Genomic DNA, 25,622 nt, shown 5'->3' on the forward strand with positions numbered 1-25,622 from the left:
TCACCCGCCCGGCCGGCCGGGGTCGCGGACGTTCTTCTCGAAGATCATCCCGAGCACGGCGGCGAGGTCCGCGTGGTGCTCGTGGGCGATCCCGTGACCCAGGCAGGCCCGGACGGCGTCGAGGAACTCGGCGGTGCTGGGCTTGCGCCGCCGGTCCTCGCCGGCCGCCCGACGCGCCTCGTTGAGCGCGGCGATCAGCTTGTCCAGCGGGTAGCCCTCGGTGGTGCCGATGTGCTTGCCGGCGATCTTCTCCAGGGTCGAGTCGTCGTGGGCGAGCACCCGGTGCACCACGCACCGGCGCACGAAGGCCGGCGGCAGGTCGCGCTCCTCGTTGGAGGTGATCACCACGAGCGCGCGGCGGCCGGCCGGTTCGCGCACCTCGTGCCCGGGGCGGACGTCGGTGACCGAGAAGACCCGCTCGTCCAGCGGGACCAGCAGGCTGTTCGGCACGTCCGGGTCCGCTTTGTCGATCTCGTCCACGAGCACCACGGCACCCGCGCCCGAGCGCGCCCGGTTCCACTCCGCGCGCGGTTCCCGGGCGTTCACCAGCTCGCGCGCGCCGTCCCGGTCGAACGCCCACCAGAGGGCTCCGGGCGTGACGTAGTGCCGGTCGTCCTTGACGTCCTTGGCCTGCGCGTCGCCGAGCCGCCGGACGCTGTCGAAGGACCACAGCAGGTCCTGCGCGGAGGTGCGGGCGGTGACCACGTGCTCGTAGTAGCGCAGCCCCTCCCGGGCGGCCACGTACCGGGGTAGCGACGACTTGCCGCAACCGGGGTCGCCGAACAGCAGCAGGGGCCGTCCGGTGGCCCGGGCGACCTTGACCGCCAGGCGCAGGTCGGACGGGCAGATGTAGTTCTCGCCCACCTCGGCGATGGCGTCGGCCGCGCTCACGACGCCGCCCTCAGGCCCAGCGCCTCGCGCAGCCGGCCGGCCAGGAAGGACGCCCGGTGCTCGTCGGCGGTCGTCAGCGGCGGCAGTTGGTGGTAGTCCCCGCCGAGCGCGGTCTCGAACTTCTCCGCCACGGGGTCCACGGTGTCGTCCACGACGAGCACCGCGATGACGTCGGGCCGCGCCCGGTGCCACGCCTCGACCGCCGCGAGCCGCGTCCTGGACGGCCGCGCGGCGCGGACCACCACGTACAAGGTCCCCTTCGGGGCCAGGTCGCCGGGTTTCCAGCCCCACACCTCCAGCGACCGGTCGACCTCCTCGTCCAAGCCCTCCGGGTCGGTGGGAACGTCGCCGAACGGCTCGACGGCGCACGGCTCCACCCAGCCGGTGGCCTCGCGGACGTACTGGACGGCGCTGGCGTCCCGGGCGCAGGCGGCCAGGACCCTGGTGGTGTGCGAGTCCGCGCGCCGGGGCAGGTGCGCGGACGCGACCCGGGCGTCGATCCAGCTCGACTCCAGGCGGAGCACGAAGTGCTCGCGCAGGTCCGGCAGGCAGCCCAGGAAGAACACCTTGTGGGCCAGCACCACGTCGAGCACCGCGCGGGTCATGCCCAGCTTCCGCATCCGGTGCGCGATGAACTCCCGGACGTTGAGCGGGCTCGTGCGCGGTGCGGCGCGCTCCAGCGCGTCCACGACCGCGACCGCGCCGCCGTGGTCGTCCGGCAGGCACCGGGCGAGCTCGCGGACGAGGCGGACCTCGGCGTCGGTGATGTCGTCGGACAGCCGGGGCAACTGCTCGTGCAGTTCCGCCATCGTCTGCTCCTCGTCGTGGTACGTGATCACGTGGACGTCGCGCAGGCCGTCCGGCCCGACCGCGTCCGACGCTTCCAGGTCCTTCCGGGTGATCCCGATGAGCACCGCGTACAGCCGCAGGCCGCGCGCACCCTGGAGGTGCCGGAGGACCGCGATCTCGTACTCCGCCCACCGGGAGTCCAGCAGCGCCTGCCGGTCGACCAGGGCGATCGCCGCGTTCGCGCGGGACAGGCCCTCGTCGATCCTGCGCTTCCAGTCGTCGGACGGGGCGATGATCCGGCGGTCGACCAGCAGGTCGAACGTCGGCGACCCGAACTCGCGCAGGAGGCGGTCGAGGAGCCGGGCGGCCTCCCCGCCGGGTGCCTTGCCAGTGCTGTGGCTGAGGAACAGGTTCCACAGGCATTCGCTCACGACGCGCCCTCCACCTTGCCGGTCAGCTTGGCCAGCCACGCCGCGTTCTGGTCGGAGATGACCCGCTCGCACGCCGCCACGAACTCGTCGTCGTCCCGGTCGGTGCCGCTCTCGTAGCGGGCGCACAGCAGCTCCAGCGCGTTCGCCGTCCGGCCGTACTCCACGAGCTGGAACTCGAACTGCCCCTGGGTCACGTGCGCCGCGAGCGCCGCGCCGACCGTGGTGAGCACGCCGATCCACACGGTCAGCGCGCCGCCGACGACCACACCCGCCACCGCCGTGAGCGCCGCGCCGCCGTAGCCGATCACCAGGTCGACCCGCCGGAACCGGTCGAGGGTGATCTTGAGCGCCTTGGCCCGCTTGCCGTAGAACCCGGAGATCTGGCCGACGACCCGCAGGTCGCGGTAGGTCCGGGCGTCGGTGACGGCGGGCACCGGGTCGCCGTCCGGGTCGATGCCCGACACCCGTGCGGCGAGGTCGCCGCCGGCGCCGGCCTCGATCCGCTCGACCACGTCGAGCAGCGCCCGTTCCCCTCCCTCGCGGTAGGGGGCGGCACCGGCCAGGAACGTGAAGACCTCCGACTTGAGCGCCTCGGAGACCAGGCGGGCCCCGGTCCACTCGGCGGCGGCGCCCCCGTCGAGCTGCGCGCGGTTGTAGGTGCCGATCGCCACGGCGACCGCCGCGACCGCCGCTGCGGCGATCGACCACGCCTGGTGAGTGTCGTGCGTGGACGCCGCGACCGCGCCGGCGACCGCGCCGACGAGCAGCGCCGCCAGCGACCACCGCCGCATCGTGACGACCCGCTGCTTGAGGGCTTTCGCGCCGAGTGACCACACCCGGTGCCGGGACCACGCGTACTTCACGGCCGACGCGTTCATACGGTCAGCACTCCTAACAGGAACCCGAACAGCAGGACGATCACGAGCAGCACGACCCCCCACGGGTTGTCCGCCAGCCACCCGACCACGCCGGACGGGCGGACGGGTGCCCCGCTGCGCGCGCGGGGAGCGCCCGGGTGGTGGTGGGCGGCCTGGTCGTAGCCCGCGCGGTAGTGCGGAGGAGGGTGGGCCTGCGCCTGGTTCTGCCGGACGGCCGGGGACGGCGGTGCTGGGCGGTCGGGAGCGGTGCCGGGCCGTTCCTCCCGCGCCACGGCCAACTGCCGCACGGCGTCCGCGAGCGCACCCACCCGTTCGGTGAGGCCGTACAGCACCGGCACCAGCACGCTCTCGGCGGTCTCGGTGCGCACGACCGGTTCCGGCTCCGCCACGGTCCTCGTTTCCCCTGGAAGATCCGGCACGGCACCGGGTTCCGGGTCACCGCCGGGCACGTCCCACCCGACGACGGGCGGCTGCTCGACGGGCGGCTGCGGTGGTGGCGGTGCGGCGACCCGGGTGAACGCGTCGAGCAGCACGGCCACGCGCTTGGACAGGTCCTGCTCGTAGCGCACGAGCGGCTGCACGGCCTCGCGCAGCCCGGCGGACCCGTCGTCGCGGTAGTGGGCCAGCAGTCGGTTCGCCAGCACGTGGAGCGGCTGGTCGCCACCGAGGAACGGCACGCGCACGCGTCCGGGTGCCGGTCCCGACAGCGGCGCCCCGGGCAGGAACAGCAGGGACGGCAGGTGGTCCCGGTGCTCGTCCTCGACCTCGTGGGTGGAGAACGTCCACGGCCGCCGCCACGACGTCCCGGCCGCCACGACGGCCATGACGTCGCGCACCGCCCAGAGGACCGGTGCCACCGCCGAGTCGGGTGCGCCGACCACGCTGAGGTGCCCGTCCGGGTCGTCCAGCAGCGCGGCGAGCAGGCCCGCCGCCGGCAGGGCGTGGTAGCGGGCCGCCTCGTCCAGCCGGTGGTCGCTCGTCTCGTCGTGCAGCAGGCTCGGCGACAGCTTCGCCAGCCGGGCGCGCGCGCCGGACGAGGTGGGCCAGTGCCGCCACTGGGTCAGCGGCAGCGCCAGGTTCGCCAGGAAGCGCCGCTCCCCGATGAGCGCGTGGGAGAAGTTCCGCCCGGCGTCGTCCGGCCGGGCGCACCGGAACAGCACCGCCACCTTGGAGTTCTCGAACTCGAAGTAGGAGAAGGCGCGCTCCGGCGGCGCACCGTCGGAGAAGCCGACGAGCCGGTGGTGCTGGCGGAACTGGTCCGCCCAGTACGCCTCCATCTCCGGCGGGTACGAGCTCGCCTGCGCGTCCAGGCTGCCGAACGCGTCGCCGAAGTCGAACTGGAGCTGGTCGATCTCGCCGGTCACCGACCCACCTCCGAGGCTTCGGGGCCCTCCACGACACCGGTCATGGCCAGCAGCGCCAACAGCGGGCGCAGCACCCGCACCGGGCGCACCCCGCGCGGGTAGACGCCCTGGTCGACCGGTGTCCCGGTGGCCGACACCACGTGCAGCGTGCCCCGGTCGAACTGCTCGAAGACCTCCAGCACCGGTTGGGCCCCGTGGTGGTGCAGCAGCGCGAACACGTCCCGGCTCTCCGCGCGGAACCCCGCCGCGCTGAGCGGTTCCGATGCGTCGTCGCGGCGGAACCACCGGTCGACGGGGTGCTCGTAGCGCAGCTCGTCGGCCTTGGTGATCACCACCGCGACGGGCACCTTGCGGATGTCGCCGCGTGACCGGAGCCGGGCGACGGCGGTGTTGAACGCGTCGTTCTGCGCGGCCGGGCCGTCGATGGCGTCGGGGCGCCGCGCCGGGACGGTGTGCTCCGGGTCGTCGACGAACATCAGCGCGGTCGCGCCCAGCAGGAACCGGGCGTTGCGCCCGCCCAGGCCCGGCGTCATGAAGTCCTCCCCCGCCACGTCGAAGAAGATCAGCGGCCTGGCCCGGCCGTCCGGGGTGCGCACCAGGAAGTAGGCCGCGAAGTCGTGCACGCGGTCCTTGGTGCTGTCGAGCTTCTTGCCGCGCAGGAACTGGTCGATGCTCTGCTTGAACAGCAGGTGGCGGAACTCGTCGGCGGGTTCGAAGCTCAGCCCGTGCGCGCTGAGGTCGCCGCGCAGCGCTTCGAGCAGCATCGCCACCAGCAGGTGGGTCTTGCCGGACTTGCCCCGGCCCACCAGCCCGATGACGACGGGTTCGCCGTGCCCCCGGTGCGAGACCGGCAGGTAGTGCTCCGGCGTGCCGTCCCGCGACGGGTTGGTGCACTTGACGTAGCACCGGGCCCGCCGGTCGGCGCGCTTGACGGCGTTGTTGATGCCGGACAGGTTCACCGGCTCCCACCGCGCGCCCGACGCCTCCACCACCCGCTCGTAGAGGGGGTCCTCCCGCCACGGGAAGTAGTCCAGGCAGATCGGGCACAGCGCGCGGGCCGGGTCGGGTCCGACCGGGGGTTGGTTCACCGGGTCACCACCAGCAGGACGACGGTCGCGGCGAGCAGCACGACGACCAGGCCGACGGGGAGCAGCGGCCACGTCCCGCGCCGTGGCGCGGGCCGGCGCACCGGGGGCACCGGACCGCGCGTCGGCGGTGGCGGGGCGGGGTCCGGGCGCAGCAGCGGCGGGGGCGGCACGCGGACCGCCTTGGCGGGGCGGGCGCGGTCGAACCGCTCCCGGCCGGCGCGCAGGGCGGTGTCCGGGTCCAGCGGCTCGGGCAGGTCGCCGCCCGCGCCCAACCGCTCCAGCAGGTCCCGCGCAGCCGGCCGGCGCCCCGGGTCCTGGTCGAACACCCCGCGCAGCAGCGAGGTGATCGCGTCCGGTGCGCCGGTCAGGTCGGGCGGCGCGTCGCGGCGCGCGGGTGCCCGGCCGGTCATCAGCCGGTGCACCACCAGCCCGGCGGCCAGCACGTCGTCGCCGAGGTGGGCGGGGGTGACGCCGGGGCGCACCCTCTCCCCCGCGAGCAGGGCGTGCTCGAAGCCGATCAGCCGCACCACCGCGCCGTCCCAGCACATCGAGGACAGCCCGACCGCGCCGTGCACCAGGTCCACGGCGGCCAGCTGCGCCAGGGCGCGGAACAGGCTGACGGTGAACTTCCGGCGCTCGTCGGTCAGCAGCGTGCGCAGCGTGTCGCCGACGGTCGGGCCCGGGTAGCGGCTCAGCAGCGCGAACGGCTCGGCGGAGTCGAAGTCGAAGCCCACCAGGCGGGGCAGCTCACCCGGGTGCCGGCCGCCGGGGTACCGCCGCCCGACCCGGTTGAGCGCGCGGATCTCGTTGTCCAGCAACCGCTCCACCGCCGCGCCGCGCTCGACCGGCAGCGAGCGGCGGACCAGCTCCGTGCCGTCGTGCGTCCGCACGACCTCGGTGACCAGCGCCGAGTCCGGGTGGGGCAGCTCGCGCACGACCCGCACCAGCCAGGTGGTCGGGCGGTTGTCCACGTCCTTGCCCACCAGCGGCAGGTGGTCCTCGTCCCACGGGCGTTCGGCCATCACGCACCCGCCTCTTCCACGCGCTCCACGGACCACTCGACCAGGCCGGTCTTGAGCGGGGTCAGCCTCAGCACGCCCACCGCGTCGCCGCTCGTGCGGATCACGTCGGCGGCGCGCTCCGACGTGATGTCGATGTCCCACGACGCGAAGTGCAGGACGACCGCCGCGCCCGGGTTGAGCAGCTTGATGTCGTTGGCCGTGCAGAGCTGGGTCATCTCGCTGCGCTCGCCGCTGCGCAGGATGCGGCGGCCCACCTCGGACCCGCGCCACAGCGTCGCGGCGAGCACCCGCCGGGGCCCGTCGTCGGTGACGCCCGGCGGCAGCTCGCGCAGCCCGGCGTTCTCCAGGTGGTCGTTGTACTCGGCCACGGCCTCCCGCGCGGCGGCGAGGTGGCGGCGGGCGTCGCCGGACAGCGGCGCGTGCGAGGCGATCTCGTTGAAGCACGGCCGCAGCACGCCGGCCACCAGCGCCACCAGGTCGTGGTGCAGCACCTCGGCGAGGTGCGTGGCGGTGTCGACCGACGTGACCTCGGTGTGGTCGTAGTCGTCGCGGTAGTAGCCGATCAGGTCCTCGAACACCTCGACCACGGCGTCCAGCGCGACCGCGACCACGTAGAGCGAGTCGGCCAGTCGCCGGTTGTGCTCGGCGTGGGTCCACCTGGTCCGCACCACGGACTCGACGTGCTCCACGAGCCGGCGCGAGAACGCCGCCGCGCGCTCGACCCGGACCGCGTCGGCCCACGCGCCGGCCGCCGCCCGCCAGGTCAGCACCGCGCCGGAGACCGCCACCAGCAGCACGACCACCAGCACCGAGGACTCGACCAGGACGCCGACCGGCCACGGTGCCGGCAGCGCGGAGCCCGCCGCCACCCCCACCGCGCCCAGCACCGCGACCAGGGCCACCGGCACGAGCGGCGTCGCCCGCCGGTCGGGTCGGCGGGCGAACAGCAGCGCGGTCAGCGCCGCCCACAGCAGCGCCGCCGCCGGCCCGGCCGCCACGCCCGACGCGGGCAGCCACGCGGCGGCGAGGCAGGTCAGGAAGACCAGCGGGAGGACGTGGGCCAGGGGTGCCGGCCACAGCCGCAGCGGCGGCGGGTCGGCGAGGGTGCGCAGGACGGGCGCCGGGTCGGGCACGTCGTCGGCGGGGGTCGCGCCCCGGCCCTCCCCCGCCCGGTTGCCCAGCGCCCTGGCCTGGGCGGCGAGACCGGGCAGCGTCCGGCCGCGCACCAACTCGGCGGTGAACGCGGTGCGCAGCGCGTCGGCCAGCTCCTGGGCGTCGACCTCGGCCGGCGGGCGCAGGCCGCGCTCGGTCAGCTCGGTGGCCGGCGGGTAGCCCTCGGCCAGGCTCGACTCCACGTCGTCGAGCACGCGGCGGACCGCGCCGTGCTGCTCGACCAGCGCCTGCGCCGCCGAGGCCAGCCTCGGCAGCACGCCCCTGGCCACCCCGCCGTCCAGCAGGGCGCGGCGGGCGCGCACGCCCTGCACCGCCTGGCGCGCGGCCGTCAGGCGGGTCGCGGCGGTCCTGTTCAGCTCGTCCAGCGGTGAGCGCGGCGTGATCGCGGGCTCCGCCGCGCCCTGCGCCCCGGTCGCCCCGGCCACGGCGGCCAGCTCGGCGGACGCGCGGTCGTGCGCGCGCGCCGTGGTGCCGGTCGCGGTGAACCGGCGCAGGGCCCGCACCCGCAACGTGCGCAGCAGGGCGGGGTCCACCGCGGCGTGGTCGACCTCGATGCCCGGCCCGGCGACCTGGTGCGGCATCTCCCGCACGGAGGTCAGCACCTGCTCGAACACCGCCGGCAGCCGCAGCGCGAGGACCAGCTCGTCCACCGTGGACTCGGCCTGCCCGGCGCCGGGCGGCTGCGAGCCGCCCGTCCACCGCACGCCGCGCTCGTGGCCGACCCACAGCACGACCCCGAGCCCCTGCAACGCCTTGGGCACCCGCAGCCGGGGAGCGGCGGCACCGTCCCGGATCGGGCCGACGGCCAGCAGGACCACGCCGGTCACCTGGGGCAGCAGCGCCAGCCGGCGGTACCGGCCGTGGTGGCCGGCCAAGTCCTCGGTCGTGTCCAGCACCAGGACGTGGCTGGTCAGGCCGAGCGCGTCGGCCGTGTCGGCGTTGAGCGTCTCCAGGAACGCGCGGCCCTCCTCGGTCCGGAAGTCGAGCACCAGGACCGCTGCGGCGGGGTGGCTGCGGGTCATCGGCCGCTCCGGCCCGTGCCGTCCTGCCCGACCCACTCGTGCAGGTCGCCCAGGTTGTCCTGGAGGGGGTTGTTCACACCCCGGAACGGGAGCTTGAGCGCCGCCGGCAGCGTCTGCCCCCAGAACTCGCGCAGGCCCAGCAGCCGCCGCCGACCGCTGCCGCTGCGCTGCGAGAGCGCGACGTCGATCTCCTCCAGCTCGTTCCCGGCCAGGTCCACCAGCAGGTCGAACAGCGGGTGCGGCGGCTCGGGGCGGCGGTCCACGCCGCGCGGCGCGGTGGCGATCAGCCGGGCGCAGAAGTCCCGCCGGATCTGCTCGTCGTCGGTGAGCACCCACTCCTCGTACGCGGCGAGCGCGCTCGCCCAGCTCGACAGCCGGCCGAAGGGCTCCAGCTCCAGCCGCATGGTCGGCTGCGAGCTGGAGGACAGGTGGATGGTGACCGCGTCCGGCGACGCCGGGTCGCCGGTCACCTCGACCTGGCCGTTCCACACCGCGCACAGCAGGTGGTGCAGGATGCGCTCGCGGTGCTCGGGCACCGTGGCCAGGTAGCCGAAGTCGTAGCCCAGCCGCTGCCGCCAGCGCAGGAAGTCCTGCTGCTCCTCGTTGCGCAGCGCCTCCGACCAGTGCTTGAGCACCTCGCGCACCTCGGGCACCTCGGTCAGCCCCATGGAGGTGCGGAACAGCACCACCGCGATCGTCTCGGCCGCGATCGGCCGGAACTCGACCACGGTGTCCGCGCCGCGCGGCAGGGCGACCTCCTGCTGGAGGAACTTCTCCAGCTCCCCGTCGCGCGCGCCGGCCGGGTAGGAGAACAGGATGCGCAGCCGGCCGGTGCCGCTGGGCGCGAACCCGCCGGGCACCAGGCCCGCCAGCTTCTCCCGGAACTGCGCGAGGTCGTCCTCGCCGACCGCCTCGCCCGGCCGCCCGGCGGCGGAGAGCAGCAGGTCGTGCAGCGAGGGCAGCAGCGGGCGGTGCCGGCCGTCGCGGTAGTTGAACAGCCGCTTGACGGCCTGCTTGAGCCGGTCGCGGACGTGCGCGACCGCGGCGGCGGGGCTGCGCCCGTCGAGCACCATCTCGTAGGCGTGCTGCCAGCCGTCGCCGCCGAGGATCTCGGTCACCAGGTCGCCGACGGTCGCGGTGGGCCGCAGCTTGCCCTGGCCGACGTAGAGGTCCACGAAGCGGCGCACGACCGCCAGGTAGAACGGTTCGAGGTCGCCTTGGCGCGGCAGCAGGTAGGTGACGCCGACGCGCTGCTGGTAGAGGTCGCGGGTGCGGGCGGTGAACCGCCGGTCGTCGGTGCGCGCGTGCTCGCGGAACGCGGCGACCACGCTGGTCAGGCTCCGGTCGAGCGCGTCGAGCTTGAGCTCCCACCGGGCCGACTGGTCGTTCCACGCCGCGTGCCACGCCCGGCGGGCCCGCCAGGCGTACCACTCGTCCTGCCGGGCCAGGGCGGCGCGCACGGGCGGGTCGGCCCACTTGAGCTTGCGCAGGAACCGGCCGGTGATGCCGGCGGCGGTCGGCGGGGCGAGCGCCAGGCCGGCGGGTGCGGCCGGCTCGCTGCGCCGCAGCTCCACGATCCGGGCGAACCCGAGCCGGCTCGCCTCGTCGGTGCACGGCTCGTGGCCGGCGACCGCGCGGCGGGCCCGGAACAGGTCGACGTCACCCAGCAGGGCGCGCACGGCGCGCTGCGGGTCGAAGTTCTGCACCAGCTCCGGGACCGAGCGGGCGAGCTGCTGGTCCTGGGTGCGCAGCGCCGACTCCATGGTGCGGGCCCGGGTGCCCAGCGCGCGCTGGATGTGCTCGGCGCCGGCCACCGGCGCGGGCTCGGCGATGGGCAGCGGCGCGCGCAGCCGCAGCGGGTCGAGGTTGGCCTCGGTGAAGAACCGCTCGACCAGCTCGGCGTTGTCCTCCGCCGAGCCGGACGGCGGTTCGTCCAGCTCGGTCACCGCAGCGGCCAGCAGCCGCGAGCTGATCACGTCCGCGATGTCGTCCACCGGCACGGTCATCGACGCCACGGAGCTGGTGGACACGCCCCGGTTGCCGATGCCGGTCATGGCCGGGATCTCGCGCTCCACGGCGCTGTTGATGAAGCTGTCCGCGAACGACATGTAGGTCTGCTGGGTCGCCTGCCGCACGCCGTCGACGTCGGTGGACAGGTCCGTGCCGACCAGGGAGAGCACCAGCGAGACCACCGACCGGTGCAGGTCGTCGCGCTGCACCCCCGCGCCCCGGCCGAACAGGAACGCGGTCTGCACGGTCGAGGCGCGCAGCCGGATCTCCGCGCGGTCGGGGTAGCGCACGGCGAGGCTGCCGCTGATCCCCTCGCTGTCCAGCTCGGTGCCGGCCACCTGCGCGTTCTGGTCGTCGACCAGCCGGAACAGGTCGAGCAGGGCGCGGCCCGCGTTGAGCTTGGCCGCCCGGCCGCCGCCCAGTCCCTCGTCGAACGCCGAGGGCATGAGCACCAGCGGGTAGATCCGGGCGCGGTAGGCGTCGCGGGCGAACGCGTCGCCGATGAGGTGCAGGTAGTCGAAGAAGATGCCGCTGCCGGTGCCGCCGGCGACGGAGAACGCGACGAACACGTCGCACGAGGGCGTCCGCTTGCCGCCGCCGAGCAGGGACAGCTCCCCCAGCGAGTTGTTGATCTTCCCGATGGCGTCGAACAGCGGGCCCTGGGCCGGCGCGAGGCCGCCCCGGAAGGTCTCGAACAGCGCGGCCCGGCCCACCGTCGGCAACTGGCCCGCGCCCCGGACCAGCGGCCCGATCCTCGGCTCGCCGGTGGGCGGCGGCAGCCACGGGTCGACGTACCGGCTCGCGCCCAACCGCAGGCTGCGCGCGACCTCGGGGTAGGTGTCGTGGTGCGGCACCAGGTCGCGCACCAGGTGCATGGTCCGCTCGGCGGCCTGGAGGTGCTGCTCGGCGTCGGGGACCACGCGCCGCTCAAGCAGGCCGAACTCGTCCTCGCTCAGGTCGGCGTAGACGAACTGGAGGCACGACGGCAGCTGGTAGGGCATGAAGTTCTTGCCCTGCATCCGCTGCTGGAGCTCCGTGCCGTCCGGGCCGCACAGCTCCTCGCGGAACCGGCGCTCGAGTTCCGCGCCGATGCGACAGCCCGTCCCGCCCAACCCGACGAACATCATCGGTTGGTAGATCCTCATCCTCGTCCTCCTGTGCAGCGGGTCAGAGCAGGTGGTGCCGGTGGTCGTCGGGCCGGTCGGCGTCGCCGGCGTCGAGGTCGTCCTCCACTGCCGCCGCCCGCTCGTCGCGCACCTCGACGTACCGGCCCCCGCCGACCGCGAGCCGGTCGCCGACGTGGAACGCGTGCACGTCACCGGTGGGCGCGCGCAGCCTCAGCGCACCGCCGACCCGGGTGAGCAGGAACCCGCCGTCGCCGGTGTGGTGCTCCAGCTTGGGCACCAGCCCGTCGGCCGCGTCGAGCTCGAAGCGGAACGCGCGCGACGGCTGCTCCGGTGCCGCCAGGTCACCGCGCGGCTGCCCGCCCTCCAGCAGGTAGACCACGAGGCCGCGCACGTCGCGCCGGCGCCGCCAGGCGACCAGCGCGAGACCGGCGACCAGCACCGCGACCGCGCCGCCGGCGACCAGGCCGATCAGCAGCCACGGCGGCGGCACCTCGACCTCGGCGGTCAGCCTGCGCTCGTGGATGCGGGTGTTCGGGTCGTCGTCGTCCACCGCGCGGAGCGTGAAGGTGTTGGCGCCCAGCGCGGTCCCGTCCGCGAAGCGCAGCTCGAAGTGGAACGCGTGCCGCCCGGCCGGCGGCACCTCGAACACGGTCAGCTCGCCGGGGACGGCCACCAGCGTGCCGGGCGCGGCGTCCACCACCTGGAGGCGGACCTTGCGGGTGCGCCCCGAGCTGTTGGTGACCTCGATGACGCCGTCGAGCACGCCGCCGGGGGCGACCGTCGTGCCGTCCACGGAGCTGATCGCGCTCAGCGCCGACGCGCCGTCCACGATCCGGCCGTCCACGGTCCTGGTGTCGCCGCTGATCCCGACGCCGGCCACGCTGGCGGTGACGCGGAACGCCCCGCGCGCGTCGGGCGGGATGGTCACCCGTCCGGTGTGGACGCCGCTGCCGGTCGCGTCGGCGAGCGGCACCGGGCCGCCGTAGCCCTCCCCGGTCAGCTCGGCGGTGAAGCTCAGGCCGCGCAGCGCCGCCGCGTCGTCGACCGGGCGGGTGCGGGTCTGCAGGCTCAGGCCGACCTCCACCTCCTGGCCCGCGCTGGGCGAGGGCGGGTCGAGGCTGAGCACGGCGCGGACGGCGCCCTGCCAGGTGACCGCCGCGCTCACGTTCAGCGGCGGCACGCCGGGGAAGGACTTCACCCGCACGGTCCACCGGCCCGGTTGCGGGTTGACCACGCGCAGCGCCTCCACCGGGCCGTTCTCGCCGCTGACCTGGAAGGTGGAGCCGCCGGCGGTGCCCGCCTTGGGCACCTGCGCGCCCGAGGGGTCGACGTAGGTCACGACCACGCGCGGGTCCTGCTTCACCACGATGATCGACCCGTCGGTGGCGATGAACGGGATGTCGAGGCCGACCTCGGTGTCCTGCCCGGTGCCCAGCTCCTGGCTGCGGATCGGGCCGGTGCCCGCGCACCGCGCCGAGCTGAACGCGGTGAGCAGCGCGCCGGCGACGTCGGACGACCCGGCCACGACCGTCGCGCCGGGCTTGGGCGACCCGGGGCCGCACGAGCCCTGGTAGCCCTTCTCGGCGAAGCGCTGGAGCTGGTCGCGGTCGACGTCGCCGAACCCGAGCGGCCACACCTGGACGCGGTCCCGCACGGCCTGGGCCAGCAGGGTGTCGATCTGCGCGAGGGCCGCCTTGTTGCGCTGGTCGTTGACGTTGTCCGGCCCGTAGCGGGGGCTGGACCCGACGTCGAGCTTGCCGTCGGTGAGCAGGAAGACCATCCGGGGTTCGTCGCCGGGGGTGCCGGTCAGGTGGCTCAGCGCCTGCTGGAGCGCTGCGGCGTGGTCGGTGCCGTCGCCCTCCTGCGGGGTCCGGCGCTTGAGCCGGCCCACGCAGTCGCTCAGCCGCTGCCGGTCCTGGGCGGTGCCGACGGTGACCGGCGGGCAGACCACGTCCACCGGGGTCTGGCCGGGCACCCCGTTGTCGCTGCCGAACCCGACGACCGAGACCGACGAACCGGGCGCGAACTCGCCCAGGGCGATCAGGGCGGCGGCCTCGCGCTCGCGCACCACGTCGTCCTCGGCGAGGCTGCTCGACTCGTCGACGAGTACCGCGATCCGCGCCGGCCGCACCGCCGGCTCGGGTTGCCCGGCGACCGCCGGGACGGGCCCGGGAATCGCCAGCAGCAGCGTGATCGCACCTGCCCAGAACACGCGCGCCGAAACCGTGCGGCGACGGAAAAGAATTGCCCCGCAGTCCATGATCAAATTCACCCACCACCGAGCCGTCGGGTTGCACACCGGCGCAATAAGTCGTCGCGGCCACTCAATCGAGCGGCGACCACCGCGCGTTACGGCCGTGGCGAAAAACCGATTCCGCTGCACACCGGCCGCCATTCTGCGCAAGCGCGAATAACATCGGCGGCGGATCGACCTCCACGCACGGCGTGACCTGGCCGGCTCAGCGAGCGCACCCGGACGCAGCAGGAACCACGTGATGGACGCTCAGGTAATCCCTTTACTGAAATCCGCAGTTCTACGGAATTACCACTACCGAGCGTCACCCCAAGCACACCGAAACGCAAGCAATCTGCAATGATCGACACGCGGCGACAAATGGGGCGAGCCGCCGGAACGGTTCCCGCAGCGCAGTTCCGCACCCACTCCGAACCGGGGGCGGCAGTTCACGCGGCGGGTCGGGCCCCGGTCGTTTCCCGGCCGGTCACGCCAGCGGGACCTGCCACGACAACCGGGTGCCGCCGGCCGGGTCGGCGGTGACCGACAGCGTGCCGCCCAGCGCGGTCGCGCGCTGCTCCAGGTTGTGCAGGCCGCTGCGCGCCACCTGGGCGGGCAGGCCCACCCCGTTGTCGACCACGGTCACGGTCAGCCGGTCGCCCGCCTCGACGGTCAGGGTCAGCGCGGAGGCGCGGGCGTGCCGCACGACGTTGCTCACCGCCTCCCGCACCACCGCCTCGGCGTGCTCGGCGACCCCGTCCGGCACCGAGTTGTCCACCGTGCCGGTCATCCGCACGGTCGGCCTCACCGCCGCGTCCCCGGTCAGCTCGGACACCAGGTCCAGCAGCCGCCGCCGCAGGCCCGGCGCGTCGTCGCCGGCCTGGAGGTCGAAGATCGACGTGCGGATCTCCAGCACGGTCTCGTCGAGCTGGCCCACCGCGCGCTCGACCCGTTCCCGGATGCGCGGCTGCCGGATGGACGCCAGCGCGCCCTGGAGGCTCATCCCGGTGGCGAACAGCCGCTGGATCACGTGGTCGTGCAGGTCGCGCGCGATCCGGTCGCGGTCCTCCAGCACGTCCACCAGCCGCCGGGCCCGCTGGTTCTCGGCGAACTCCAGCGCCACCGCCGCCTGGTCGGCGAACGACGCCAGCAGCGGCACCTGGTCCGCGCCGAACGGGGGACCGCCCTTGTCCCGCGCGGCGAGCAGCACGCCGGTCACCGTCGACCCCGAGCGCAGCGGCACGACCACACCCGGCCCGATGCCCGCCGCCGTCTCCCCCAGCCGCCCGGCGAGGTCCTCGACCAGCACCGGGGTGCCGGACTCCAGCACCTCGCCGGTGACCGTGCCCGCCGCCGGCAGCACCTCGCCGACCAGCGCCTCCACCCGCGCGCCCGCGCCGGACGCGACGCGCAGCAGGTCCCCGTCCTCGGCGAGCACGATCACCGACATCGACGCGCCCGCCAGCTCGCGCGTGCGCTGCGTGATCAGGTGCAGCGCGTCCTCGGCCGACGCGCCGCCCAGCAGCACCGAGTTGATCTCGGCGGCGGCCTCCAGCCACCGCTCCCGCATCCGGGACCGCTCGAACAGCCGCGCGTTCTCGATCGCCACGCCGGCCGCCGCCGCCAGCGCGGACAGGACCACCTCGTCGTCGGCGGTGAAGTCGAGGCCGTCGGCCTTCTCGGTGATGTAGAGGTTGCCGAACACCTCGTCGCGCACCCGCACCGGGACGCCCAGGAAGTTGTGCATCGGCGGGTGGTTGGGCGGGAAGCCCACCGACATCTCGTGGACGGTCAGGTCGTGCAGCCGCATCACCCTCGGATCCTTGATCAGCAGCCCGAGCAGGCCCTTGCCCTTCGGCAGGTGCCCCATCCGCGCCCGCGTCTCCGGGTCGATGCCGACGTAGACGAACTCGGCCAGGTCCTCCCGGGTGCCGAGCACGCCCAGCGCCCCGTAGCGCGCGCCGACCAGCTCCACCGCGACCTGCACGATCCGCTGGAGCGTCGAGTCCAGCTCCAGCCCGGCCCCGACCGCGAGCACGGCGTCCAGCAGCCGCTGCATCTTGTCGCGCGTCGAGCCGATCTCGGTCAGGCGCTCGCGCATCTCGTCCAGCAGCTCGTCCAGCCGCAGACCGCTGAGCAGGCGCTGGGGCACGTCCTCGGATCCGACCACGGACCGCAGCGTCGCACGGCCGGCGCGCACCGCCAAGTCCGCTCGTCCCGGCCGGCCAGGGACCTTCGGCCGTGGGAGCGGGCGCGTCCGGGACGGACAGTGGAGGGGGCGGTGCGAGCGCGGGAGACGAGGTGGCGGGATGGACGGGGTGACCGGGGCGCTGGGGCTGGAGGCGGACGCGGTGGCCGAGGTGCTGGCGACCGCGACCCTGGCCCCGTCGGTGCACAACACGCAGCCGTGGCGGTTCCGGCTGGGACCGGACCGGATCGAGCTGCACCCGGACCCGTCCCGCCGGCTGCCCGCCACCGACCCGGACGGCCGCGAGCTGCGGCTCGCCTGCGGCGCGGCGCTGTTCAACCTCCGGCTGGCGCTCCAGGCGCGCGGGATTCGCCCGATCGTGTCGCTGCTGCCGGACTCGGCGGTGGCCGAGGTGCGCCGGGGCGGCCGGTACCCGGCGGACGAGCAGACCCGGACGCTGCTCGCGGCGGTGCCCGCGCGCCGCTCCAACCGCAAGCCGTTCCGCGACGTGCCGGTGCCCGTGGCGCACCGGCAGGCGCTGGTCCGCGCGGCCGAGCGGGAGCGGTCCTGGCTGCACGTCGTGGCCGACCGCGAGCAGCGCCACCGGGTGCGGGAGCTGGTGGCGCGGGCGCACCGCGCGCAGGCCGGCGACCCGGCGGTGCGGGCGGAGCTGACCGCGTGGACCGGCGACCGGCCGCACGACGGCGGGGTGCCGGTCGCGTCGGCGGGCATCCGCCCCGCGCCGCAGGACGAGTGGGCGTTGCGCGACTTCGAGGCCGTCGAGCGCGTGCCCGGCAAGGACTACGAGCCCGACCCGCTGGTGGTGGTGCTGTGCTCGTTCTACGAAGGCGTGCTGGGCGAGTTGCAGGCGGGCCAGGCGCTCCAGCGCGTGCTGCTCACCGGCACCGCGCTCGGCCTGTCGGCGTCGTTCCTGTCGCAGCCGATCGAGGTCCGCCCGGTCCGGGACGAGCTGCGCCGCTCCCTCGGCGGCATGGTCGTGCCCCAGGCGGTGCTGCGGATCGGGTACGGCTCGCCGGTCCCGCCCACGCCCCGGCGCGCGGTGCCCGACCTGCTGATGGAGCCGGTCACCCGCTGACCACCGCGACCGGTGGTGCGGCGGGGGTCCCGCACGGCGGCCGACCACCGAGGTCACGGGCGGTGCGGCGGCGGTTCACCCGCTCGGGCCGGATCGGCGTGCCGGGTCCGGGGTTGATCTACGCTGGCCGGGTGGCACGCACACGCCTGTACCGGCACGGGGCGCTGGAGTCCGAGGACCTCCCGGTCCGGGAGGTGGCGCGGCGGCTGCGCGACGGGGACGTCATGGCGTGGATCGACCTGTGCGGGCCGTCGCAGGACGAGCTGGCGGAGCTGGCCGAGGAGCTGGGCCTGCACGAACTGGCCGTCGAGGACGCGTTGCACGCCCACGAGCGCCCCAAGCTGCACCAGTACGATACGCACTGCTTCCTGTCCGCGTACGCGGTGCGGCTGGACGAGCGGACCGGCCGGCTCCGGCACGCCGAGCTGTCGGCGTTCGTCACCCGGCACGCGCTGGTCACCGTCCGCGAGGACGACCGGTTCGACGTGGACCTCCTGGTGCGGCGGTGGGACGAGTCGCCGGAGCTGGCGGGCAGCGGCGTCGGGTACCTGGTGCACGGGCTGCTGGACTGCGTGGTGGACAGCCACTTCGAGGCCGTGCAGGCGCTGGACGAGCACATCGAGCACCTGGAGGACCTGGTGTTCGCCGACCGACCGGACGACGTCGACGTGCAGCGGCGGGCGCTGTCGCTGCGCAAGTCGCTGGTGACGCTGCGCCGCGTGGTGCTGCCGATGCGCGAGGTCGTCAACGGCCTGATGCGCCGCGACCGCGAGCTGGTCGACGCCGCCCTGGTCCCGTACTTCCAGGACCTCTACGACCACGTGCTGCGCGCGACCGAGTGGACCGAGTCGCTGCGCGAGGTGGTGGCGACCATCCGCGAGACGCAGCTCGACATCCAGGGCAACCGGCTGAACCTGATCATGAAGAAGGTCACCGGGTGGGCGGCGATCATCGCGGTGCCGACCGCCATCACCGGCTTCTACGGCCAGAACGTGCCCTACCCGGGCTCCGGCGAGCCGTGGGGCTTCTGGGTGTCGACGGCGGCCGTGCTGCTGCTGTCCGGCGGGCTGTACGTGACGTTCAAGCAGCGCGACTGGCTGTGACGCCGCTCCGGCGCCGCCCGCCGGGAACCCGCTCGCGGTGACCGGCCCGGCTCGGGATGATCGGGGCGTGACGCCACGGGTGCACCTGAGGGAGATCACCGACGACAACGTCGCCGAGGTGCGGCGGGTGCGCGTGCGCCGCCGGCAGCGAATGTTCGTGGACTCGGTGTCGGAGTCCCTGGCCGAGGCCGCCGCGACACCGCAGGCCGCACCCTGGTACCGGGCGGTGTACGCCGACGACGTGCCGGTCGGGTTCGTGATGCTGTCCTGGAACGCCCGGCCGGCGCCGGGCGTGCTCGGGCCGTACTACCTGTGGCGGCTGCTGGTCGACCGGCGGCACCAGCGGCGCGGGTACGGCGGCGCGGCGCTGCGCCTGGTGGTCGACCTGGTCCGCGCGGACGGCGCGGCGGAGCTGCTGACCAGCTACCAGCCCGGTGTCGGCGAGCCGCTGCCCTTCTACGAGCGCTTCGGGTTCGCCCCGACCGGCGAGGTGGACGACGGCGAGGTCGTGCTGCGGCTGGACCTGCGGCGCTGACCGGCGCGCGGGCGGACTCGCGGTGCGGACTGCCTCCGATGGGGCGAGTGGCGGGCCGGCGTCGGCTGGGACGACGGCGGGCACACCGCCGGCCGGTCCGGGGACCCGCGTCCGGCTCCGGTCGGGCGGGCCGGGCGTCGGGAGGCCGGACCGGATCGGGACCACCGCGCGGTGGTCCCGGTCCGCCGCCGTGCCCCGGCCGGGCGCCGGGGGCGGCCCGGTCGGGCCGGTGCGCCCCGGTCACCCCGCCGCCGACGTCACGCGGCGGCGAGGCCGAGTGCCAGGTCCGCGATCAGGTCCTCGACGCCCTCGATCCCGACCGACAACCGGATCAGGCCCGGTGTCACGCCCGCCGCCACCCGGCGGTCCGGGGTGAGCTGCGCGTGCGTGGTGGACGCCGGGTGGATCACCAGGCTGCGCACGTCGCCGATGTTCGCCAGGTGGCTGAACAGCTCCAGCCGGTCCACGAACCGGCGACCGGCGTCCAGCCCGCCCGCCAGCTCGAACGACACGACCGCGCCGACGCCCAGCGGGAGGTAGCGCCGGGCCGCGTCGTACCAGGGGTTGCCGGGCAGCCCGGCGTAGTGCACCTCGGCCACCCCCGGCTGCCCGGCGAGCCACTCGGCGACGGCCTGCGCGTTGGCCACGTGCCGGTCCATCCGCAGCGACAGCGTCTCGATGCCCTGCAACAGCAGGAAGCTGTTGAACGGCGACACCGCCGGCCCCAGGTCGCGGACCAGCCTGGTGCGCAGCCGCAGGCTGTAGCCGACGTCGCCGAACTCCTGCCCGAACACCAGGCCGTGGTAGCCCGGGTCGGGCTCGGTGAGCTGCGGCCAGCGCGCCGGCTCGGCGGTGAAGTCGAACCGGCCCGCGTCGACCACGACACCGCCGATGCCGGTGCCGTGCCCGGACAGGAACTTGGTGGTGGAGTGCACGACGACGTCCGCGCCGTGCTCGATCGGCCGGGACAGGTACGGCGTCGGCACGGTGTTGTCGACCACGAGCGGCACGCCCGCCCCGTGCGCGACGTCGGCGACCGCCGCCACGTCCAGCACGGCGCCGCGCGGGTTGCCGACCGCCTCGGCGAAGCACGCCCTGGTACTTGGCCGGATCGCGGCCCGCCACTCGCCCAAGTCGTCCGGGTCCCGCACGAAGTCCACCGCGATGCCCAGGTCGGCGAAGGTGTGCGCGAGCAGGTTGTGCGTGCCGCCGTAGAGCGCCGAGGAGGCGACCAGGTGGTCGCCGGCGCGCGCGATGTTCAGCAGCGCCAACGCGGTCGCGGCCTGGCCGCTGGCCACGGCGACCGCCGCCACCCCGCCCTCCAGGTCGGCGATCCGCTCCTCCGCGACCAGCGTGGTCGGGTTCGACAGCCGCGTGTAGGCGTGGCTCTCCAGGTCCCGCAACGCGAACACCTCGGCGGCGTGGTGCGCGCCGTCGAACGCGAACGACGTCGTCTGGTAGATCGGCGTGGCCCGCGCGCCGGTCGCCGGGTCGGGCCGCGCGCCCGCGTGCACCTGCCGCGTCTCGAACGACCAGCCGGTCATCCCCGCTCCGCCGGGACGTCGGACCACCAGCGCCGCGCCACCTCCGGGTGCGAGCGCAGCCAGCCGACCACCGCCTTGTCGCCGAACGCCGCGTGCAGCGGGTTGTCCGCCTCCCGGCTCACGCCGCGCGCCCGCGCGGCCAGCTCGGCGGGCAGCTCCAGCGGGCGGACCACCGCGTCGAGCCTCGGGCCGAGGAAGAACGGCACGGAGTACCGCTCGACGCCGGCGGGCGGGCTGACCACCCGGTGCCGGGTCGCGGTCAGGTAGCCCCCGGTGGCGATCTCCAGCATCTCGCCGATGTTGACCACGAAGCTGCCGGGCACCGGGGTCGCGTCGATCCAGCCGCCGTCGGCGGCCTGCACCTGCAACCCGCCGACGTCGTCCTGCTGGAGCAGCGCGAGGTAGCCGTAGTCCTTGTGCGCGCCCACGCCCTGGTCGACGTCGGCGGCGGGCCGGCCGGGGTAGCGGACGATCTTGACGTGGGTCGACGCCTCCTCGTCGAACCAGGCGTCGAAGTAGCCCTCGTCCTGGCCCAGCGCGGCGGCGAGCGCGCGCAGCACTTCGCGGGTGACCCGCAGCGCCTCGGCCTGCCACGCCAGCGTGGTGGTGCGCAGCGCGGGCAGGGCCTCCGGCCACTGGTGGGGGCCGACCAGCCGCCGCCACAGCGGGTCGCCCGGCCCGACCTCCGGTGCTTCCCGCTCGGGGCCGACGTCGAGCTGCTCGCGCCAGTCCGGCACTCCCCCGGTGTGCTCGTGCCCGGTCCGGGTGTAGCCCCGGAACTGGGGCGAGCGGGTGTTCTCGACGGCGAGCCGGGAGTCGAGCGGCAGCGCGAAGAACTCCCGGGCGACGGCGAAGATCGCGGACGTCAGCTCCTCCGGCACGCCGTGCCCGACGACGTAGAAGAACCCGACCTCGTGCGCCGCGCGGCGCAGCCCGGCGAGGAACGCGGCCCGGTCGGCGGCGGGGTCGCGGAAGCGGGAGAGGTCGATCACCGGCAGCGAGGGGTCCGCAGAGGAGCTCACGACCCGAGCGTAGGGCCGGCCGTTCTGCCGGATCGGCCTTCCCACATCCCGGACACGCTCGCACGTTCGGGTGATCCGGCCGCGTGGACCGGGCGTCCCACCGGGTGCCGGCGATCGGGACGAGCCGGGCAGCACCGCAACCGGGGGCGTGCCGCCGCCGGATCGCGGTGTCAGGAGGCGTCGGCGCGGTCGAGGTGGTCGACGTGGAACAGCGCCTGCGCCAGGAGTCCGCGCACGTGCTCGTTCGCCGCCGAGTAGTAGACCTCGCCGACGCACTGACCGCCGTGCCGCTGGGCATCGCGTTCCTGCTCGGCCGCCGTGCCGCCACCCGGCGCTTCACCTACGGCCTGGGCCGGGCCGAGGACCTCGCCGGCGTGGTCGTCGTGCTGCTGATCGCCGCCTCCGCCGCGCTGGCCGGCTACGAGTCCGTGACCCGCCTGCTCGACCCGCGCCCCGTCGACCACCTGTGGGTCGTCGCGGCGGCCGGTGTCGCCGGCTTCGCCGGCAACGAACTGGTGGCCCGCTACCGCATCCGGGTCGGCCGCGAGATCGGGTCGGCCGCGCTGGTGGCCGACGGACTGCACGCCCGCACCGACGGGTTCACCTCGCTCGCCGTCGTGGCCGGCGCGCTCGGCGTGGCGCTGGGCTTCCCGCTCGCCGACCCGCTGGTCGGCCTCGGCATGACGGTCGGGATCCTCATCGTCCTGCGCGACGCCGCCCGCGAGGTGTTCGGCCGGCTCATGGACGCCGTCGACCCCGACACCCTCGACGCCGCCGAGCACACCGCCGCCCGGGTGGACGGCGTCCGCCGCACCGGCTACCTCCGGATGCGCTGGACGGGGCACACCCTGCGGGCCGAGCTCGCCATCGGCGTGGACCCGGTGCTCACCGTCGGGCAGGCCCACCGCATCGCGCACGACGTCGAGCGCCGACTCGTCGCCACCATCCCGCGCCTCTCCGCCGTCACCGTTCACACCGCGCCGCACGAGGGCTGAGCCACCCGGCGCGCACCCGGACGACACCGCCCTGCCGCCCGGCCGGGGGTTGTGGTCCCCCGGTCCCGGTGGTGGTGTCGAGAGAAGTCCCCGGCGACCGGACCGGTGACGCGGTGACGAGCCACCGGAGGGCGCGTGCCCGGAGCGCGGGCGGGGGGACGGCGGTGGGGAGGGTTGCTGCGGCAGCCCGACTTCCGCTCGCTGTGGCTCGGCGAGACCGCGAGCAGGCTGGGCGGCGCGGCGACGTCGGTGCTGCTGCCGCTGGTCGCCGTCACCACGCTCGGCGCGGACTCGTTCGCGGTCGGCGCGCTCGCCGCCGCGGCGTCGCTGCCGTGGCTGCTGGTGAGCCTGCCCGCCGGGGTGTGGGTGGACCGGGTGCGGCGGCGGCCCCTGATGGTGGGGTGCGACCTGGTCGCGGCGGGTGCGCTGGTCAGCGTGCCGGCGGCCGGTGCGCTCGGCACCCCGTCGTTGGCCCACCTGTTCGCCGTCGCGTTCCTCGTGGGCGTGACCACGGTCGTGTTCGTCACCGCCCACCGGGCCTACGTGCCGTTCCTGGTGGACCCGGCGGACCTGGTGGAGGCGAACGCGAAGCTCCAGGGCAGCGACCAGGGCTCGCAGATCGCCGGCCGGGGGCTCGGGGGTGTGCTCGCACAGGTGCTCGGGCCCCCGGCGGCGGTCGTCGTGGGCGTGCTCGGCCACCTGACGTCGGCGCGGCGCCTGGCCCGCATCCGCGCCGAGGAGGGTGTGCGGGGCGGCGGTGGCCGACGTGCCGGGCTGGTCCGCGAGGTCGCCGACGGCCTGCTCTTCATCGCGCGCGACCCGCACCTGCGGTTCCTGTGCGCGTTCAGCGCGGTCGCCAACCTGGCCCTCTCGGCGCTCCAGGCGCTGCAGATCGTCTTCCTGGTCCGGGACGTCGGCCTCGCGCCCGGCGTGGTCGGGTTCGTCGTCGCGGCGAGCGGTACCGGCGGCGTGGTGGGCGCGCTCGTCGCCGGGCGCACCGCGACCCGGTGGGGCACGGCCGGTGCCGTCCGGCGGTGGGCCCGCGCGACCGCCCCGTTCGCCGTCCTGGTCCCGCTGACGGTCGGCGGACCCGGCGTCGCCCTGTTCGCGGTCGGGGCGTTCGTGGTCGGTGCCGGGCTGGTCGCCATCACGGTGATCGTGGTGGCGTTCCGCCAGACCTACTGCCCGCCGGAGCTGCTGGGGCGGATCAGCGCGAGCGCGCAGTTCCTCAACTACGGCTCGATCCCCCTGGGCACGCTGGCCGCCGGCGCTCTCGCGGACTCCTTCGGCAACCGGACCGCGCTGTGGTTGGTCGCCGGCGTGTTCGTCGCCTACGGCCTCATGCCGTTCTTCGGGGTGCTCGCCCGTTCCCGCGACCTGCCGGCCGGACGGGTCCGCTCGGGCGCGGTGTGCTGACCGGCCCGGCCCCGCGTCGGGAGGGCGTCCCGGCGGTGGCCGACGACCGTCCCCCGGCGGCCTCGCGGTCGCCGGGGGTGGCGCGTCAGGTGCCCAGGTGGTCCCAGGGGTTCGCGGGCTGGTCGTCGATCGCGGTCCAGAACCGGCCGACGTTGCCGCTCGCCCACCAGCCCCAGCCGCCCCGGGCGTCGTGGAACTCGGCCGTCCGCCAGCCCGTGCCGAACTGCCCGGCGCACAGCGCGTCCGCCACCGCGAGCGAGGTCAGCGACGTGCCGACGACCGGCTGGGTGATCCGCGCCTCGCCGCGCGCCCACCCGTTGTAGAAGTCGCCGGGGTTGATGCCGGTCGGCGGTTCGCGGCCGTCCTGCAACAGGCACAGCACCGGCAGCTTCGCGGTGACCGGCGTGTCGCCCCGGTAGGCGTCGGTCTTCTTGTCCGAGGTCCAGTCGACCAGGTCGCGGCCCCACTCCTGGGCCCGCTTGGTCCACGTCATCGCGCGACCGGTCCGGGTGTTCCACGGGTTCGAGAACTGGTCGTTGATGTGCAGCCACACCCGGGTGAGGTCGCCCACGGCCCACCACGACCAACCGCCGTCGCCGTCGTGGTGCTCGCCCATCCGCCAACCCTCGCCGAACCGGCTGGCGCAGAACCCGTCCGCGACGGCCCGGCTGTAGAGGGCGTAGCCGGGCACCGGCGGGGTGAGGCGGACCTCGCCGCCGCTCCAGCCCTCGTGGTAGGTCGGGGTGATGCCCGGCGGCACCGGCAGGTCGGACTTGCGCAGGCACAGCACCGGCAACGAGGTGTCGCACGACGTGTCGCCCCGGTAGGCATTCGTGTGGCTGTCCGAACCGACGACGGTCAGGTCGCGGTCCCACAGTTTGTTCCGGACCGTCCAGGTGACGCCCGTGCACTCGTCCGCAGCCGCGCCGGCGGTCTGCTCCGCTTGCGCCACACCGGGAAAAACGGTGCCGGCGACCAGCAGGAAAGCGCACGTCAACGAGGATCTTCGATTCACGATCGCACTCCTTGGCAGATTCGAGGGGGAGCACTCATCGCTGCCACAACGTATTCAGCGGCGCACCGGCCGACAACCGCCGACCGCAGGAACGCGCATTTCCGCTGATGTGCGGCTATTCCACGACTTTGACGGGACGCATTCGGGCGCGGACCCGCCGGCGGTCGGTCGAACCGCACGTGCCGGTCCCGCCGGCCGGATCCACCACCCGGCCGACGCCCGGCGGTGCCCGGTGCCGAGCCGCTCGCGGACCGGACGACCGAGGTGTGACCGACCCTCGCCTTTCCCGGTCATCCCACCGGGATTCGAGGGCTTTCTCCGGCTTTCCACGCCACGCGGTGACTTTGGTCCCTGCCGCGCGCCGCCGCGCCGTGTGAGGCTGCCGGGGTGGACAACAACCTGTACTGGCTCCGCCGGGCCATCGCGGAGCACGTCTCGCCGCTCGCGTCCGAGTGGGCGCCGGTGTTGTGGTCGGCGGAGCGGTCGTGCTGCTGCCCGGCGAAGCCCGCCGTCGTGGTGCTGGTGACGGTGCCCGACGACCCGGCGCGACCGGTGGACCTGCTGCTGTGCCGGTACCACCACGAGCGGTCGCGCAAGGCGCTGGCCGGGTCGGTGGTGTACGACGCCGGCGACGCGGCGCGCTGCCCGCAGCAGGCGGTCCACCGCTGAGAGCGCCGGCG

General features: G+C 74.9%; 19 protein-coding genes. 6 read left to right on the top strand and 13 right to left on the bottom strand.

Annotated elements, in window-relative coordinates; all coding sequences use genetic code 11:
• The 10 genes from AB0I60_RS20485 to AB0I60_RS20530 all read right to left on the bottom strand — a co-directional run bounded on the left by AB0I60_RS20485 (position 1) and on the right by AB0I60_RS20530 (position 16,198).
• The gene (locus tag AB0I60_RS20485) at positions 1–891 is read right to left on the bottom strand and encodes a MoxR family ATPase (RefSeq protein ID WP_360731977.1); all 891 of its coding nucleotides are present in this window, start codon (positions 889–891) and stop codon (positions 1–3) included.
• Entirely contained in the window at positions 888–2,111 is a 1,224-nt protein-coding gene (locus AB0I60_RS20490) for a TIR domain-containing protein (protein ID WP_360731978.1), read from the bottom strand. Before AB0I60_RS20490 ends, AB0I60_RS20485 begins: the two co-directional genes overlap by 4 nt.
• The gene (locus tag AB0I60_RS20495) at positions 2,108–2,989 is read right to left on the bottom strand and encodes a DUF4231 domain-containing protein (protein ID WP_360731980.1); all 882 of its coding nucleotides are present in this window, start codon (positions 2,987–2,989) and stop codon (positions 2,108–2,110) included. The genes AB0I60_RS20490 and AB0I60_RS20495 overlap by 4 nt, the downstream gene beginning before the upstream one ends.
• Positions 2,986–4,353, bottom strand: a complete 1,368-nt coding sequence (locus tag AB0I60_RS20500) for a hypothetical protein (protein ID WP_360731982.1) — start codon at positions 4,351–4,353, stop codon at positions 2,986–2,988. Before AB0I60_RS20500 ends, AB0I60_RS20495 begins: the two co-directional genes overlap by 4 nt.
• Positions 4,350–5,441: a hypothetical protein gene (locus AB0I60_RS20505; RefSeq protein WP_360731983.1), complete on the bottom strand. Its 1,092-nt coding sequence runs from the start codon at positions 5,439–5,441 to the stop codon at positions 4,350–4,352. The genes AB0I60_RS20500 and AB0I60_RS20505 overlap by 4 nt, the downstream gene beginning before the upstream one ends.
• Entirely contained in the window at positions 5,438–6,463 is a 1,026-nt protein-coding gene (locus AB0I60_RS20510) for a hypothetical protein (protein WP_360731984.1), read from the bottom strand. The genes AB0I60_RS20505 and AB0I60_RS20510 overlap by 4 nt, the downstream gene beginning before the upstream one ends.
• On the bottom strand, positions 6,463–8,658 hold the full coding sequence (locus tag AB0I60_RS20515) for a hypothetical protein (protein WP_360731986.1): 2,196 nt from the start codon (positions 8,656–8,658) through the stop codon (positions 6,463–6,465). The genes AB0I60_RS20510 and AB0I60_RS20515 overlap by 1 nt, the downstream gene beginning before the upstream one ends.
• A complete protein-coding gene (locus AB0I60_RS20520) occupies positions 8,655–11,813 on the bottom strand; it encodes a tubulin-like doman-containing protein (protein ID WP_360731987.1) in 3,159 nt (1,052 codons plus the stop codon). The genes AB0I60_RS20515 and AB0I60_RS20520 overlap by 4 nt, the downstream gene beginning before the upstream one ends.
• A 22-nt stretch (positions 11,814–11,835) precedes the next feature.
• Positions 11,836–14,007 (bottom strand): vWA domain-containing protein, encoded by a 2,172-nt coding sequence (locus AB0I60_RS20525; protein ID WP_360731988.1) that lies wholly within the window; start codon positions 14,005–14,007, stop codon positions 11,836–11,838.
• 508 nt (positions 14,008–14,515) lie between these two features.
• Positions 14,516–16,198, bottom strand: coding sequence for a GAF domain-containing sensor histidine kinase (locus AB0I60_RS20530; RefSeq protein ID WP_360731989.1), 1,683 nt, complete (start codon positions 16,196–16,198; stop codon positions 14,516–14,518).
• A gap of 139 nt (positions 16,199–16,337) precedes the next feature.
• On the opposite strand from AB0I60_RS20530, the gene AB0I60_RS20535 reads away from it, so the two are divergent.
• The 3 genes from AB0I60_RS20535 to AB0I60_RS20545 all read left to right on the top strand — a co-directional run bounded on the left by AB0I60_RS20535 (position 16,338) and on the right by AB0I60_RS20545 (position 18,950).
• On the top strand, positions 16,338–17,312 hold the full coding sequence (locus AB0I60_RS20535) for a nitroreductase (RefSeq protein ID WP_360731990.1): 975 nt from the start codon (positions 16,338–16,340) through the stop codon (positions 17,310–17,312).
• Positions 17,313–17,443: 131 nt separating this feature from the next.
• Positions 17,444–18,415, top strand: coding sequence for a magnesium transporter CorA family protein (locus tag AB0I60_RS20540; RefSeq protein WP_360731992.1), 972 nt, complete (start codon positions 17,444–17,446; stop codon positions 18,413–18,415).
• 67 nt (positions 18,416–18,482) lie between these two features.
• A complete protein-coding gene (locus AB0I60_RS20545) occupies positions 18,483–18,950 on the top strand; it encodes a GNAT family N-acetyltransferase (RefSeq protein WP_360731993.1) in 468 nt (155 codons plus the stop codon).
• Between the two features lie 257 nt (positions 18,951–19,207).
• Here AB0I60_RS20545 and AB0I60_RS20550 read toward each other — a convergent pair whose 3' ends face one another.
• Together AB0I60_RS20550 and AB0I60_RS20555 are read right to left on the bottom strand one after the other, a co-directional pair.
• Positions 19,208–20,494, bottom strand: a complete 1,287-nt coding sequence (locus AB0I60_RS20550) for a PLP-dependent transferase (RefSeq protein ID WP_360731994.1) — start codon at positions 20,492–20,494, stop codon at positions 19,208–19,210.
• Complete coding sequence (locus AB0I60_RS20555; RefSeq protein ID WP_360731996.1) at positions 20,491–21,516, bottom strand: 2-oxoglutarate and iron-dependent oxygenase domain-containing protein; 1,026 nt, start codon at positions 21,514–21,516, stop codon at positions 20,491–20,493. The genes AB0I60_RS20550 and AB0I60_RS20555 overlap by 4 nt, the downstream gene beginning before the upstream one ends.
• A 215-nt stretch (positions 21,517–21,731) precedes the next feature.
• Here AB0I60_RS20555 and AB0I60_RS20560 point away from each other — a divergent pair, with 215 nt between their 5' ends.
• On the top strand, positions 21,732–22,511 hold the full coding sequence (locus tag AB0I60_RS20560) for a cation diffusion facilitator family transporter (RefSeq protein WP_360732318.1): 780 nt from the start codon (positions 21,732–21,734) through the stop codon (positions 22,509–22,511).
• A 174-nt stretch (positions 22,512–22,685) separates the two neighbouring features.
• Positions 22,686–23,927: an MFS transporter gene (locus tag AB0I60_RS20565; protein ID WP_360731998.1), complete on the top strand. Its 1,242-nt coding sequence runs from the start codon at positions 22,686–22,688 to the stop codon at positions 23,925–23,927.
• Positions 23,928–24,012: 85 nt separating this feature from the next.
• Here AB0I60_RS20565 and AB0I60_RS20570 read toward each other — a convergent pair whose 3' ends face one another.
• Positions 24,013–24,942, bottom strand: a complete 930-nt coding sequence (locus AB0I60_RS20570) for a hypothetical protein (RefSeq protein ID WP_360732000.1) — start codon at positions 24,940–24,942, stop codon at positions 24,013–24,015.
• 387 nt (positions 24,943–25,329) lie between these two features.
• On the opposite strand from AB0I60_RS20570, the gene AB0I60_RS20575 reads away from it, so the two are divergent.
• A complete protein-coding gene (locus AB0I60_RS20575) occupies positions 25,330–25,611 on the top strand; it encodes a hypothetical protein (protein WP_360732001.1) in 282 nt (93 codons plus the stop codon).
• Positions 25,612–25,622 lie beyond the last annotated feature (11 nt).

Origin of the sequence: Actinosynnema sp. NPDC050436 (assembly GCF_040655415.1) — a bacterium.
Classification (GTDB): Bacteria; Actinomycetota; Actinomycetes; order Mycobacteriales; family Pseudonocardiaceae; genus Actinosynnema.